This is a genomic window from Streptomyces coacervatus (assembly GCF_029223485.1).
GTDB lineage: Bacteria > Actinomycetota > Actinomycetes > Streptomycetales > Streptomycetaceae > Streptomyces > Streptomyces coacervatus.
The window spans coordinates 1-13,798 of the sequence record NZ_JARHTP010000006.1 but is presented as its reverse complement, the minus strand read 5'-3'; the positions used below and the strand labels follow the sequence as shown (position 1 = coordinate 13,798).

Below are 13,798 nucleotides of genomic sequence, written 5' to 3'. Positions count from 1 at the left end.
GGGATCCACTGGGAGTCCGCGCAGCGCACGGTCAGTCGGTACGGGTAGTTTGGGGCGACCGATAGGACTTTCAGGAGGGTTGGCCGTGGCTGCTGATCTGTCGCAGATCGTGAAGGCGTACGACGTACGCGGAGTGGTCCCGGACCAGTGGGACGAGCCGCTGGCCGAGCTCTTCGGTGCGGCCTTCGTCCAGGTGACCGAGGCGGACGCGATCGTGATCGGCCACGACATGCGCCCCTCCTCGCCCGGCCTGTCGCGTGCCTTCGCGCGCGGGGCGGCCGCACAGGGTGCCGACGTGACCGAGATCGGCCTGTGCTCGACGGACCAGCTGTACTACGCGTCGGGCGCTTTCGGCCTGCCGGGCGCGATGTTCACGGCCTCGCACAACCCGGCGCAGTACAACGGCATCAAGATGTGCCGCGCGGGCGCGGCGCCGGTGGGCCAGGACACGGGCCTGGCGCAGATCCGCGAACTGGCCGAGCAGTGGCTGGAGTCGGGCGCCCCGGAACCGGTCGCGAAGCCGGGAACCATCACTTCGCGCGACACGTTGACGGACTACGCGGCCCACCTCCGCGCCCTCGTCGACCTGACCTCCATCCGCCCCCTGAAGGTCGTCGTCGACGCGGGCAACGGCATGGGCGGCCACACGGTCCCCACGGTCTTCGCGGGCCTGCCCCTGACCCTCGTCCCCATGTACTTCGAACTCGACGGCACGTTCCCCAACCATGAGGCGAACCCCCTCGACCCGGCGAACATCGTGGACCTGCAGCAGCGGGTGCGCGAAGAGTCCGCCGACCTGGGCATCGCCTTCGACGGCGACGCGGACCGCTGCTTCGTGGTCGACGAGCACGGCGACCCCGTGTCCCCGTCCGCGATCACGGCCCTGGTGGCCGCGCGCGAACTCGCCCGCAACGGCGGCAAGGGCGTGATCATCCACAACCTGATCACGTCCTGGTCGGTTCCCGAGGTGGTGCGCGAACACGGCGGCACCCCGGCCCGCACCCGCGTCGGCCACTCCTTCATCAAGGCCGAAATGGCGAAGTCGGGCGCGATCTTCGGCGGCGAACACTCGGCCCACTACTACTTCAAGGACTTCTGGAACGCCGACACGGGCATGCTGGCCGCCCTGCACGTCCTCGCTGCCCTCGGCGGCCAGACCGGCCCCCTGTCCACCCTCACCGCCGAGTACGACCGCTACGTAGGCTCCGGCGAGATCAACTCCACGGTCGCCGACCAGGCCGACCGCCTGGCGGCCATCAAGTCGGCGTACGGCGCCCGCGAGGACGTAACCCTGGACGAACTCGACGGCCTGACGGTCACCTCCACCGACTGGTGGTTCAACGTCCGCCCGTCCAACACGGAGCCGCTCCTGCGACTGAACGCAGAGGCGAGGGACGAGGCAACGATGGCGAAGATCCGTGACGAGGCGTTGGCAATCATCCGGACCTGACCAACCCAGACTCCAATGGGGGCGCACCTTCCAGCCGCCGGTGAGTGTCTTTCAGCCCGTCCGGCGTTTGAGGACGAGGCCGTTCAGGCCGATCGGGGGTCCAGGGGGCAGAGCCCCCTGGCGGGGCCGAAGGGGCAGCGCCCCTGGGGACGGGACGGGTAGGGGCGGCGGGGGCGCTGCACCCATCAGCGGCTCCGCCGCGGGCCTCCCACAGCCCCCCGACCCCACCCCGGCCCAACACCGGCACCCCGCCCCCCACGGCGGTACGCTGACCAGGCACATCCGCACACGCACACACCCAAGCAAACGCACGCGCAACCGCACACGCCCCCGAAGGGACACCCCCATGCCGCTCGAAGCCGGCCTCCTGGAGATCCTCGCCTGCCCGGCCTGCCACGCCCCCCTCAAGGAGCAGGAAGCCAAGCAGCAGGAATCCAAGGAGCAGGAAACCGAGCTGATCTGCACGGGTGAGGACTGCGGCCTGGCCTACCCCGTCCGAGACGGCATCCCCGTCCTGCTCGTCGACGAGGCCCGCCGCCCCGTGTAACGCCGAGCCCCGCCACCCGCGCACGAAACCCCGGGCGCGCGTACGACCCCTGGCGCGCACACAAAGAACCCCCGGTGATCGGAGGCTGCCGCCCATGCTCGACGAATCGCTGCTCGACACCCCCGAGGCCCTCTCGGAGGCCGACCGCCGCGGCCTGCTCCGCGGCGCCGCCGAAGCAGGCGCCCGCGTCCGCACGGCCGCCCGCCACGCGGCCGAAGCAGGCGTCAACGACCTCAAACCCGACGGCCGCCCCCGCGCGGTCCTCATCGCGGGCCCCGGCGCCGCAGCCATTTCCGCCGCCGACTTCCTGGGCACGCTCGCCGGCCCCGGCAGCCCCGTCATCCGCCTCGCCCCCACCGGCGTCGCCCCCGCCGCAGGCGCCCTGCGCTGGGAGCTCCCGGGCTGGGCCGGAAGCGTCGACCTGCTCCTGATCACCACCCCCGACGGCACCGAACCGGGCCTGTCCCTGCTCGCCGACGCGGCCTACCGCCGAGGCTGCACGGTCGTCGCGGTCGCCCCCGCTCGCACCCCGCTCACCGAGGCGGTGGAAGGTGCCCACGGCCTCTTCGTACCGATGGCGACAGCCCCGTACGAGCAGGACGAACACGAACTCGCGGCATCCGCCCCGGGCGTCCTGTGGGCGCTGCTCACGCCTCTCCTCGCCATCCTCGACCGCACCGGCCTGGTCACCGCCCCGCCGGAGGCCGTCGAGAAGGTCGCCGACCGCCTCGACCACATCGCCGAACGCTGCGGGCCCGCCATCGCGACCTACAGCAACCCGGCCAAGACGCTGGCGGCCGAACTCGCCGACGCGCTGCCGATCGTATGGACCGAGGGCACCTCGGCCGGCCCCGCGGGCCGCCGCCTCGCCGCCGCCCTCGCCGAACTCGCCGGCCGCCCGGCGGTCGTGGCAGAACTCCCCGAGGCACTCGCCGCACACAGTGCTCTGCTGGCCGGTCCGCTCGCCGCCAGCGCCGACCCGGACGACTTCTTCCGTGACCGCGTGGAGGAAGCGCCCGCACTGCACGCGCGCGTGGTGCTGCTCCGCGACCGCCCGATCGGCGGGCTCACCGCCGCCCCCGCCGCCCGTGACCTGGCCCTCAGCCACGACACGCCGATCAGCGAACTGGAACCGGAACCGGGCGACGAACTGGAGACCCTCGCCGAACTGATCGCCATCACGGATTTCGCCGCCGTTTACCTGGCGCTCGCCTCGGGGGCATGACGTTGACTCGCGCAACCCGCGCCCACTGACCAGCGCCCGCCGAGCGGCGTACGTCGTACGTACGGAGACGAAGACACAGCATGGACCGCCTCGACAACACCATCCGCCCCTACGCCTGGGGTTCGACCACCGCGATCCCGCACCTGCTCGGTGTCGAACCGACCGGTGAACCGCAGGCGGAGATGTGGATGGGCGCCCACCCGGGCGCACCCTCGCGCACCGGACGCGGCACGCTCGTCGAGGTCGTCGACGCGGACCCGGAGAGGGAACTCGGCCCGGCAGCCGTCGCCAAGTTCGGCCCCCGCCTGCCGTTCCTCCTCAAGATCCTCGCCGCGGGCGCCCCGCTCTCCCTCCAGGTGCACCCCAACCTGCAGCAGGCGAAGGAGGGTTACGAGGACGAGGAGCGCCGCGGCATCCCGGTCGACGCCCCGCACCGCAACTACAAGGACGCCAACCACAAGCCCGAACTGATCTGCGCACTCACCGAGTTCGACGGCCTGTGCGGCTTCCGCGACCCGCTCCAGGCGGCCGACCTGCTGGACGGTCTCGGCGTCGACTCCCTCAAGCCGTACGTCGACCTGCTGCATGCCCACCCCGAGGACGCGGCCCTGCGCGAAGTCCTCACGGCGATCCTCACCGCCGACCCGGAGAAGATGCACCACACGGTCGCCGAAGCCGCGGCTGCCTGCACCCGCCTCGGCGGCGACTACGCGCCCTATGCGGACATCGCCCACCACTACCCGGGCGACCCCGGCGTCATCGCCGCCATGCTCCTCAACTACGTCCGCCTGCAGCCCGGCGAGGCCCTCTTCCTCGGCGCCGGCATCCCGCACGCGTATCTCAACGGCCTCGGCGTGGAGATCATGGCCAACTCCGACAACGTCCTGCGCTGCGGCCTGACCCCCAAGCACGTCGACGTCCCCGAACTCCTCCGCATCGTCAACTTCGAGGCGAGCGACCCGGGTGTCCTGCGCCCCGAGGCGTCCCCGGACGGCGAGGAGGTCTACGAGACCCCGATCGACGAGTTCCGGCTGTCGCGATACGTCATTCCCGAGGGCGGCTCCGCCCACGACCTCACCCGCGCCACCCCGCAGATCCTGCTCTGCACGGCAGGCACCGTGCGGGCGGGTGAACACGAACTGCGCCCCGGCCGGTCGGTCTTCGTCCCGGCGGGCGAGAAGACCGAAGTGTCCGGACCGGGAACGGTCTTCCGGGCCACCGTGATCGCATGACACCGGATTACTGCGATCGTATGACCGGGGTTGTGGATACCTGACGCGCCGTCGCCGGGCAGGGCTGCAAGAATGGCCCACCGGCAAAGGACGGGCAAAGCCGCGACGAGGCGGGGCCCCGGACGGCGTACGTACGAAGGCGAAGGGACAACGCGAACACATGAGCGCGTCAGGCGGCACCAGGGCGATCGTGGCGGCACTCGGCGCCAACCTCGCGATCGCGGTATCGAAGTTCGTGGCGTTCGCGTTCAGCGGTTCGTCGTCGATGCTCGCCGAGGGCGTCCACTCGCTCGCCGACTCCGGCAACCAGTTCCTGCTGCTGATCGGCGGCAAGAAGGCCCAGCGCGAGGCCACCCCGCAGCACCCCTTCGGCTACGGCCGCGAGCGGTACATCTACGCCTTCCTCGTCTCGATCGTCCTCTTCTCGGTCGGCGGCATGTTCGCCATCTACGAGGGCTACGAAAAGATCCGCCACCCGCACGAACTGGAGCACTGGTACTGGCCGGTGGGCGTCCTCGTCTTCGCGATCATCGCCGAGGGCTTCTCCTTCAAGACGGCCATCAAGGAGTCGAACGAACTGCGCGGCACGCTCTCCTGGTCGCAGTTCATCCGCCGCGCCAAGGCCCCCGAGCTGCCCGTCGTCCTCCTGGAGGACTTCGGCGCACTCATCGGTCTGGTCCTCGCCCTCGGCGGCGTCGGTATGGCCCTGCTCACCGGCGACGGCGTCTGGGACGGCATCGGCACGGTCTGCATCGGCATCCTGCTCGTCCTGATCGCGCTCGTCCTGGCCGCCGAGACCAAGTCCCTCCTCCTCGGCGAGGCCGCCGGCGTCGACGAGGTCCGGAAGATCGAGACCGCCATCGTCGACGGCGACACGGTCACCGGGATCATCCACATGCGCACTCTCCACCTGGGCCCCGAGGAACTGCTGATCGCCGCCAAGATCGCCGTCCAGCACGACGACACGGCCGCCGAGGTCGCCTCCGCCATCAACGCCGCCGAGGCCCGCATCCGCGCCGCCGTTCCCATCGCCCGCGTCATCTACCTCGAACCGGACATCTACAGCGAGGCCGAGGCCGCCAAGGGCCCGGACCGCGAGGCGACGCCGGGCGGACCGGCGCCGCACCCCGCCGGTCACTGACACCACTTCGCCGTACGACCAAGGGGCCCGCGGAGCGCTCGGCGAGCCCCGCCGTCAGACCTGCACGGCCCAGGGCGGGGGAGGGGGCACGACGACACGCCTCCGTACGGCCACGGCCGCGATCCCCAGCCCGAACCCGGTGAGCGCCAGCAGCAGTCCCACCAGCGCGGCCACTCCGAGCAACTCAACCACGGTGTAGTCGTCCGTCACACGGCCCTGCACCGCGCTCACGGGCACCGTGCCTGCGTGATCGTCGGGGAAGGCCCGTGAGTCCCGCGAGTTCAACCGGTGATCACCGAGCACGAAGAGCCGACCCTCGGGCACTGTCACGTTGTACGGCTGGTGTGTTCCGTCGGCGATGCCGCCCGACACATACGGCTCGTCGAGCGGCTTGCCGTTCACGAGGAGCCGCTCGCCCTTGTCTTCCCCCGCGCAGCACACGATGTGATCGCCACCCACGCCGATGACGCGCTGCATGACGACGGCGCCCTGATAGCGGGTTGGTGCCGAGTAGAGCACGACGTCGCCCCGCCGTACCCCCGTCCCGTCCATACGCTCGTAGACCAGCTGCTGTCCCTGTCTGTACGTCGGCGACATGCTGTCGCTGGCCACCGTGGTGCCGTGGTAACCCGTCCACAGGCTCACCAGCGCCACGATCACCAGCACCAGCCCCAGCGGCCCCAGCACCCCCGCCCAGATCCCGAGCTTTCGCGCCCTGCTCATCGACACTCCCTCCCCACGCGGAACATCCGGCCGCGCAGAGGGTAGCGGCCGCCTGTGAACCACCTGTGGGGGCCCGCTCCCGCGAACGGACGCGGGCCCCGCCGGCTACCGGATCTCGCTCAGCACCCCGAGAACCGCCCGCTCGTCCCCGGCCGCCATGAGCCGCTCCCGGAACCCGGCGTCCATCAACTTCCGCGACAGCAGCGCCAGAATCCGCAGGTGCTCATCGCCCGCGGCCGCCTTCGGTACGGCGATCATGAACACCAGCCGCGCCTTCGTACCGTCCAACGACCCCCACTCCACGCCCTCCCCGGACCGGGCGAACCCGACGACCGGCGCGGTCACGGCGTCCGTCTTGGCATGCGGAATCGCGATCTCCTCGCCGAGCCCGGTCGTACCCTGCTCCTCGCGTCGCAGCGCCGTCCGCACCAACTCGCCCACATCGGCGACCCTGCCGCTCCGTACCAGAAGCTCCGCCATCTCCCGGATGCCGGTTTCTTTGTCCCGCGCGTCGAGCCGTACCTTCACGGTCCGCTCGGTGAGGTAGCCGGAGAGGATGTCGCCACCGGCATCGACGGGACCGGCCGGACCAGTCCCAGAAGCGGAGTCCGCCCCACCCGAGCCCGAAGCAGGCGGCATGGATCCACGCTCGGCCCGCAGCGCTACGACAGCACGCGCACCCGAACCCGACGACACACCCACACCCGCCGGGACCAGCACGGGCTCGGCACCGGCGACACCTGTACCGGCCAACGGCACACCCCGCCGCTTCCGCTCACTGACGTCGATGAGCGTGACGGTCGTCAGCGCGGTGACGACCGTCCCGATCACCACCGCCCCGAAGAACATCGGTACGCCGCTGACCGCACCCAGCACGGCCACGATCGGCCCACCGTGCGGCACCGCGTCCTTCACTCCGGCGATACCGGCGACCGCACCGGCCACCGCGCCACCGAGCATGTTGGCCGGAATCACCTGCGCGGGCCGCGCCGCCGCGAACGGGATCGCGCCCTCGGAGATCCCGAAGCACCCCATGAACAGCGCCGCGAGACCGGTCTCCCGCTCCTGCTCGGTATAGAGCCGCTGCCGTATCAGCGTCGCCAGCCCCTGCCCCAGCGGCATCACGGGGATCGCAGCGGCACACATGCCCATGACCGTCTGGTTGCCGGTCGCGATGAGCCCCGCACCGAACAGGAACGCCGTCTTGTTGACCGGCCCGCCCATGTCGAACGCGATCATGAGCCCCAGAATCCCGCCGAGCAGGACCGCACTCGTGCCCGTCATTCCGCTGAGCCAGCTGGTCAGATGCTCGAACACCCACGAGATCGGCTGCCCGATGACGTAGATGAAGAACATCCCGAGCGCCGTCGTCGCCACGATCGGGATCACGATGATCGGCATGATCGGCTGCACGAACTTCGGGACCCTGACCTTCTTGATCCACAGCACCAGATACCCGGCGAGGAACCCGGTCACGATCGCCCCGATGAACCCCGCGCCCGCCTTGGAGTCGTACAACGACCCCGTGTTCGCGATCCAGCCACCGATCATGCCCGGCACGAGCGCAGGCCGATCTCCGATGGCATACGCGATGTACCCGGACAGAATCGGCACCATCAGCGTGAAGCCGATGACCCCGATGTTGTTCACGTCCATCCAGAAGGAGCCCTTCGGGATGACCAGACCACCGGACGGGTCCGCGTGTCCGCCCAGCGAGAGCGAGACGGCGATCAGCAACCCGCCCACCACCACGAACGGGATCATGTAACTGACCCCGTTCATCAGCGCCTTGTACGTGACGCTCCGCTCCCTGCCACCCCCCGCCGCCGAAGCCGCCGCAGCGCTGCCGGGCTCGTACACCGGCGCCGACCGCACCTGTTCGATCAGCCGCTCGGGGTGACGAATGCCCTCGGCCACCCCGACCTTGAGGACCCGCCTGCCCGCGAAACGGCTCAGATCCACGTCTTTGTCCGCGGCGACGATGATGCCGTCCGCGGTTCTGACATCGTTGTCGTCGAGGACGTTTTCAGCCCCGATGGATCCCTGGGTCTCCACCTTCATGTCGATGCCACGGCTCTCGGCGGCCTGCGCGAGCTTCTCCGCAGCCATGTACGTGTGCGCGATGCCGGTCGGGCATGCGGTCACCGCGAGCAGCTTGAGCCGCCTCTGCTCGCCTTTGCCGCCGCCCGTGGGGGGAGGGCCGGCCGGACTGGTCACATCGATCTCCTAACGCCTTTGTTGCACGAAGCGCCGTCCCGGACGCCCCGCAAGATCGATCAGCGATTCCCGATCTCCTGGCATCCTGCAACACCCGCCGCCCGGCTCAAAGGTGCGAAAGCCCCTGTTCGACCTGGTCTGCTGCCTCCTGTTCTCCCGTTTCGTAGGTGACCTGTTATCGCTCCCCCCCAACCCTCGCGACCACCACCCGCCGCACGTCCGATCGGCGCGATGTGTTCGAAGGCGGACTGGGGGCCGCCGGGCCGACCGGTGTAGCTTGGGACGGAGCCAGACGTCGCTGCTGATGGCGGTCGGGCGGTCCCACCGCGGACCGACCGAGGGAGAGAGGGCCTCCGACGGACTGCGCTGCGCGCACGCGGGCATGCCTGTGTCCTCTTTCGGGCACCCCTGTGTCCGCCGCCGCGCAGACCAGCCGTACCCACCTCGCCCCAACCCCGAGGAGCAGCTCGCAATGACGACTGTCGACAACCGACAGGACTTCAAGGTCGCCGACCTCTCCCTGGCCGCCTTCGGCCGCAAGGAGATCACCCTCGCCGAGCACGAGATGCCCGGCCTGATGGCGATCCGCAAGGAATACGCCGAGACCCAGCCGCTGGCCGGCGCCCGTGTCACCGGCTCCCTGCACATGACCGTGCAGACCGCCGTCCTCATCGAGACCCTGGTCGCCCTGGGCGCGCAGGTCCGCTGGGCCTCCTGCAACATCTTCTCCACCCAGGACCACGCGGCCGCCGCCATCGCCGTCGGCCCGAACGGCACGCCCGAGAACCCGCAGGGCGTCCCGGTCTTCGCCTGGAAGGGCGAGACCCTGGAGGAGTACTGGTGGTGCACGGAGCAGGCGCTGACCTGGCCGGACAGCCCCACCGGCGGCCCGAACATGATCCTCGACGACGGCGGCGACGCCACCCTCCTCGTCCACAAGGGCGTCGAATACGAGAAGGACGGCAAGGTCCCCTCCGTCGACACCGCCGAGTCCGACGAGCACCGCGTCGTCCTCGAACTCCTGCACCGCACCATCACGGACGGCTCGCAGAAGTGGACCCAGCTCGCCTCGGAGATCCGCGGCGTGACCGAGGAGACCACCACCGGCGTCCACCGCCTGTACGAGATGCAGCGCGACGGCGCCCTCCTGTTCCCGGCGATCAACGTCAACGACGCCGTCACCAAGTCGAAGTTCGACAACAAGTACGGCTGCCGCCACTCCCTGATCGACGGCATCAACCGCGCCACCGACGTCCTCATCGGCGGCAAGACCGCGGTCGTCTGCGGCTACGGCGACGTGGGCAAGGGCTGCGCGGAGTCCCTGCGCGGACAGGGCGCCCGCGTCATCGTCACCGAGATCGACCCGATCTGCGCCCTGCAGGCGGCGATGGACGGCTACCAGGTCACGACCCTCGACGAGGTCATCGACAAGGCCGACATCTTCGTCACCACGACCGGCAACAAGGACATCATCATGGCCTCGGACATGGCCAAGATGAAGCACCAGGCGATCGTCGGCAACATCGGCCACTTCGACAACGAGATCGACATGGCCGGCCTCGCCAAGATCCCGGGCATCGTCAAGGACGAGGTCAAGCCGCAGGTCCACACCTGGACCTTCTCCGACGGCAAGGTGATCATCGTGCTGTCCGAGGGCCGCCTGCTGAACCTGGGCAACGCCACCGGTCACCCGTCGTTCGTGATGTCCAACTCCTTCGCGGACCAGACCCTGGCCCAGATCGAGCTGTTCACCAAGCCCGACGAGTACCCGACGGACGTCTATGTGCTGCCCAAGCACCTCGACGAGAAGGTCGCCCGGCTCCACCTGGACTCGCTCGGCGTGAAGCTGACCACGCTCCGCCCCGAGCAGGCCTCGTACATCGGCGTCGAGGTCGAGGGCCCGTACAAGTCGGACCACTACCGCTACTGAGCGGCTCGGCGCAGCCCATGGTGAGCGTGTCGGTGCGCTGACACGCTCACCAGCAGCAGTTCCTCCGAGGCAGGCCCCCGCACCCCCGTGCCGGGGGCCTGCCCCTTTGGCTGCTGCGGCCGGACCAGCCCGTCAAGACCCAGGACCCCCATGCCCCGCGGCCGTTATTCGCTCCACGATCCGCACGATCACACCCCCCTCGCAGTCGAGCACTTCCACTGCGCCCCCGGCCCTTCCGGTTGGCGCTACGTCTCCCAACTCACCACCCCCTCGGGCGATCACCGAGGCTCCGTCGACCTCGCCCTCGACGAACTGGGCCGCCCCATCCGCCTCGAACTCCACGCCGCGGGCTGGCAGGTCCGCGGCGCCGCCCTCGACGGCGTCACCTGGGTCCGAACGGACCCCACCGGAGCTCATGCCACCGAAGGCAACGTCCGCGCCCACGCCTTCACCGGCACATCCCCCGCATTCCTCATCGCCACCACCCGTCTCCTGCGCCTCACCCCTTCCGCCACAACAACCCGCGTACGCCTCGTCGCCTTCACGGACCCCGTCCTCGCCCCGCGCACCGTGGACCAGTCCTGGGCCTTGGTGAACAGAGAAACACACGCCACTGACAACGCCCCTCTGACCGTGGACGAATACCAGGTCACAGCCCTGGACACGGGTGAGCAGCACGCCGTACACATCGCCGGCGACGTGGTGCTCGCGGCGCCCGGCATCGAGCTCGAAGACCTCGAATCGCCGCCGTCCACATTCACCTGAGCGAGACGTTCGCCGAAGCGGCGCAGAGGAAACCCGCGGACGCGGCCGCCTTGACCCGGCGGCTCGTGTGGCGGCCAACGGCCAGCGGCGACGGGGCTACGCCGGCGGTGCGAACCCGGTGGACTCCGTGGTTCCGCCCGCCCCACTGGTCGGACGGTCAGCCGACGGCACATCCTGCGATCCGGTCTGCGCGGCCTCGTGTGCCGGACCTTCGTGCGTCGGAGCCCCCACCGGAGGAAACCCGGCCGGAGGTCCGTAAGAGCCCGGCGCACCAGTCGGACGCATGGCACTCACAGGCTGCCCACCCGCAGCCGGGCCCCCGACCGCCGAACCGTTCGCGAAGGCTCGTCGCGCCTCGCGGGCCTGCCTCTCCTGCACCACAGCCGCCAGATACGCTGCCGACGGGACGCCCTGCGGAACCGCCGTCCCCGTATGAGCCGAGAGGTCCGAGGCAAGCCGCTCCGCCATGGCCCACCCGACCTGCGGGTCCAGCTGCTGCATCCGTGTCAGGTACTGACGAACGGCGAGCCACAACCCGTCGGGAACCCCAGACAGATCAAGTTCCGAGAACCTCCCGGCCAGCCAGACCGGCGGCGGAGGCTGGAAGCCCGTCCGTGCGACAGGCACCCTTTCCCGCACGACGAGAGTCCCGGCGAACACATCGCCGAGCCTCCGCCCCCGAGCCGACACAAGGGATGCGACGCAGGCGACGACCCCGAACGTCATCAGGATCTCGACCACGCCGATCCCACCCCGAACCAGTGCATGCCGGAACCGGATCGGCCCCCCGTCGTCCCGCACCACTCGCAGTCCGCACGCCATTTTCCCGAGCGACCGCCCGTGGCTGAGCGTCTCGACCGCGATCGGCCCGCCCACCAGCACCAGAGCGAAGGTCGCGATCGACACTGCGATCTGTGCCGCGTCGTCCAGCGAAGCTGTGGAAGCAACCAGAGCAATGGTCAGGACGACGTAGACGACCATGGCCACGGTCAGGTCGAGCAACACCGCAAGCGCCCTGCTCGGCAGCCTCGCGGGGCGCAACTCCAGCGCCACCGCCTCGCCCGTCACAAGCTCACTCACGCCCGTCGTCCTTCCCCTGGCCTGCTCCGTGAACGGTCAGTCTGCCAAGCTGAGGGCGCATCGCGCCGCAGTACGACAAGCTGACACCACGACGAGCCGCCGACGAACAGCCGAGGAGCAGGCAAACCGATGGACCTCGACGTCTTCGTCACTGCCCACCGAGCCCAATGGGACCGCCTCGACGCCCTCCTGAAGCGCCAACGCCGCCTCACCGGCGCCGAGGCCGACGAACTCGTCGCGCTCTACCAGCGCACCGCCACCCACCTCTCTCTGATCCAGTCCAGCGCCCCCGACCCCCAGCTGACCGGCCGCCTCAGCCAACTCGTGGCACGCGCGCGTAGCGCAGTGACAGGCACCCGACGCGCCTCCTGGAGAGACGTCACACGCTTCCTGACACAAGGATTCCCCGCTGCGGTCTACAGATCGCGCCGCTGGTGGGTCCCCACCGCGCTGCTGTCCACCGTTGTCGCCGTACTCCTGGGTTGGTGGATAGGCACCCACCCCGAGGTGCAGGCCACCATCGCGGCCCCCAGCGAGCTGCGTGAGCTCACCCGTCCCGGGGGGCAGTACGAGACGTACTACTCGAGCCACCCCGCGGCGTCCTTCGCCGCCCAGGTATGGACGAACAACGCCTGGGCCGCCGCTCAGTGCCTGATCCTTGGCGTCTTCCTCGGCCTGCCCGTCCTCTGGATCCTCTTCCAGAACATGCTCAACCTCGGGGTCGGCTTCGGCCTGATGTCCTCGGCCGGCCGGCTCGACACCTTCCTCGGCCTCGTCCTCCCGCACGGCCTGCTCGAACTGACCGCAGTCTTCGTGGCCGCCGGAACCGGGCTCCGCCTCGGCTGGACACTCATAGACCCGGGACCTCGCTCCCGACGCACGGCTCTCGCCGAGGAGGGCCGCGCCGCCGTGGGCATGGCGATCGGTCTCGCGCTCGTCCTCTTCGTCTCCGGCGCCATCGAAGGCTTCGTCACCCCGTCGGGCCTGCCCACCTGGGCCCGAATAGGCATCGGAGTCACCGTGGAGCTCACCTTCCTTGCGTACGTCTTCGTCCTGGGCGGCCGAGCGGCTCGTGCTGGAGCGACGGGTGACGTCGAGGCAGCGGAGCGCAGCGCCACGGTGCCGACGGCCGCCTGATGTGCGGACACACCTCCTGACCTGTTAGTCTCTCCTTCGCCCCGCAAGAGCCGTTGACACGGACCAAGCGGGGAGGTAGATTCGAACAGTTGCCTGGAACTGGATCTAGTCCGGTCGGCAACGGTTAGTATCTGTCTGCTTCTCGGAAACATCGATTTCGAAGAAGCCACTCCCGATGAATCGGAAATGAGCGGCCGGTCAGTCCGGCTCGAAACTTCTGATAAAGTCGGAACCGCCGGAAAGGGAAACGCGAGAGCGGGAACCTGGAAAGCACCGAGGAAATCGGATCGGAAAACGGTCTGATAGAGTCGGAAACGCAAGACCGAAGGGAAACTGCCCGGAGGAAAGCCC

At 69.7% G+C, this 13,798-nt stretch carries 11 protein-coding genes; 8 read left to right on the top strand and 3 right to left on the bottom strand.

The window, feature by feature from the left end; genetic code table 11:
- Positions 1-85 precede the first annotated feature (85 nt).
- The 5 genes from P2Q00_RS16045 (at position 86) to P2Q00_RS16025 (ending at position 5,595) form a co-directional block, all read left to right on the top strand.
- Entirely contained in the window at positions 86-1,450 is a 1,365-nt protein-coding gene (locus P2Q00_RS16045) for a phosphomannomutase/phosphoglucomutase (protein ID WP_275773200.1), read from the top strand.
- A 346-nt stretch (positions 1,451-1,796) separates the two neighbouring features.
- Complete coding sequence (locus tag P2Q00_RS16040) at positions 1,797-1,997, top strand: Trm112 family protein (RefSeq protein ID WP_275773199.1); 201 nt, start codon at positions 1,797-1,799, stop codon at positions 1,995-1,997.
- A gap of 94 nt (positions 1,998-2,091) precedes the next feature.
- The gene (locus tag P2Q00_RS16035) at positions 2,092-3,222 is read left to right on the top strand and encodes an SIS domain-containing protein (RefSeq protein WP_275773198.1); all 1,131 of its coding nucleotides are present in this window, start codon (positions 2,092-2,094) and stop codon (positions 3,220-3,222) included.
- 80 nt (positions 3,223-3,302) lie between these two features.
- Entirely contained in the window at positions 3,303-4,454 is a 1,152-nt protein-coding gene (gene manA, locus P2Q00_RS16030) for a mannose-6-phosphate isomerase, class I (protein ID WP_275773197.1), read from the top strand.
- 160 nt (positions 4,455-4,614) lie between these two features.
- Positions 4,615-5,595, top strand: coding sequence for a cation diffusion facilitator family transporter (locus P2Q00_RS16025; RefSeq protein ID WP_275773196.1), 981 nt, complete (start codon positions 4,615-4,617; stop codon positions 5,593-5,595).
- A 54-nt stretch (positions 5,596-5,649) separates the two neighbouring features.
- Here P2Q00_RS16025 and lepB read toward each other — a convergent pair whose 3' ends face one another.
- Both lepB and P2Q00_RS16015 read right to left on the bottom strand, forming a co-directional pair.
- Positions 5,650-6,318 carry a signal peptidase I gene (lepB, locus tag P2Q00_RS16020; RefSeq protein WP_275773195.1) on the bottom strand — a complete coding sequence of 223 codons (669 nt, stop codon included), beginning with the start codon at positions 6,316-6,318 and terminating at the stop codon, positions 5,650-5,652.
- Between the two features lie 105 nt (positions 6,319-6,423).
- Positions 6,424-8,535, bottom strand: a complete 2,112-nt coding sequence (locus P2Q00_RS16015) for a fructose-specific PTS transporter subunit EIIC (RefSeq protein WP_275773194.1) — start codon at positions 8,533-8,535, stop codon at positions 6,424-6,426.
- Positions 8,536-9,007: 472 nt separating this feature from the next.
- Between P2Q00_RS16015 and ahcY the strand changes: the two genes are divergently transcribed.
- Together ahcY and P2Q00_RS16005 are read left to right on the top strand one after the other, a co-directional pair.
- The gene (gene ahcY, locus P2Q00_RS16010) at positions 9,008-10,465 is read left to right on the top strand and encodes an adenosylhomocysteinase (RefSeq protein WP_275773193.1); all 1,458 of its coding nucleotides are present in this window, start codon (positions 9,008-9,010) and stop codon (positions 10,463-10,465) included.
- A 150-nt stretch (positions 10,466-10,615) separates the two neighbouring features.
- Complete coding sequence (locus P2Q00_RS16005) at positions 10,616-11,230, top strand: hypothetical protein (protein ID WP_275773192.1); 615 nt, start codon at positions 10,616-10,618, stop codon at positions 11,228-11,230.
- Between the two features lie 96 nt (positions 11,231-11,326).
- On the opposite strand, the gene P2Q00_RS16000 is transcribed toward P2Q00_RS16005, so the two are convergent.
- Positions 11,327-12,310 carry an RDD family protein gene (locus P2Q00_RS16000; protein WP_275773191.1) on the bottom strand — a complete coding sequence of 328 codons (984 nt, stop codon included), beginning with the start codon at positions 12,308-12,310 and terminating at the stop codon, positions 11,327-11,329.
- A gap of 129 nt (positions 12,311-12,439) precedes the next feature.
- Here P2Q00_RS16000 and P2Q00_RS15995 point away from each other — a divergent pair, with 129 nt between their 5' ends.
- Positions 12,440-13,447 carry a stage II sporulation protein M gene (locus P2Q00_RS15995; protein WP_275773190.1) on the top strand — a complete coding sequence of 336 codons (1,008 nt, stop codon included), beginning with the start codon at positions 12,440-12,442 and terminating at the stop codon, positions 13,445-13,447.
- Positions 13,448-13,798 lie beyond the last annotated feature (351 nt).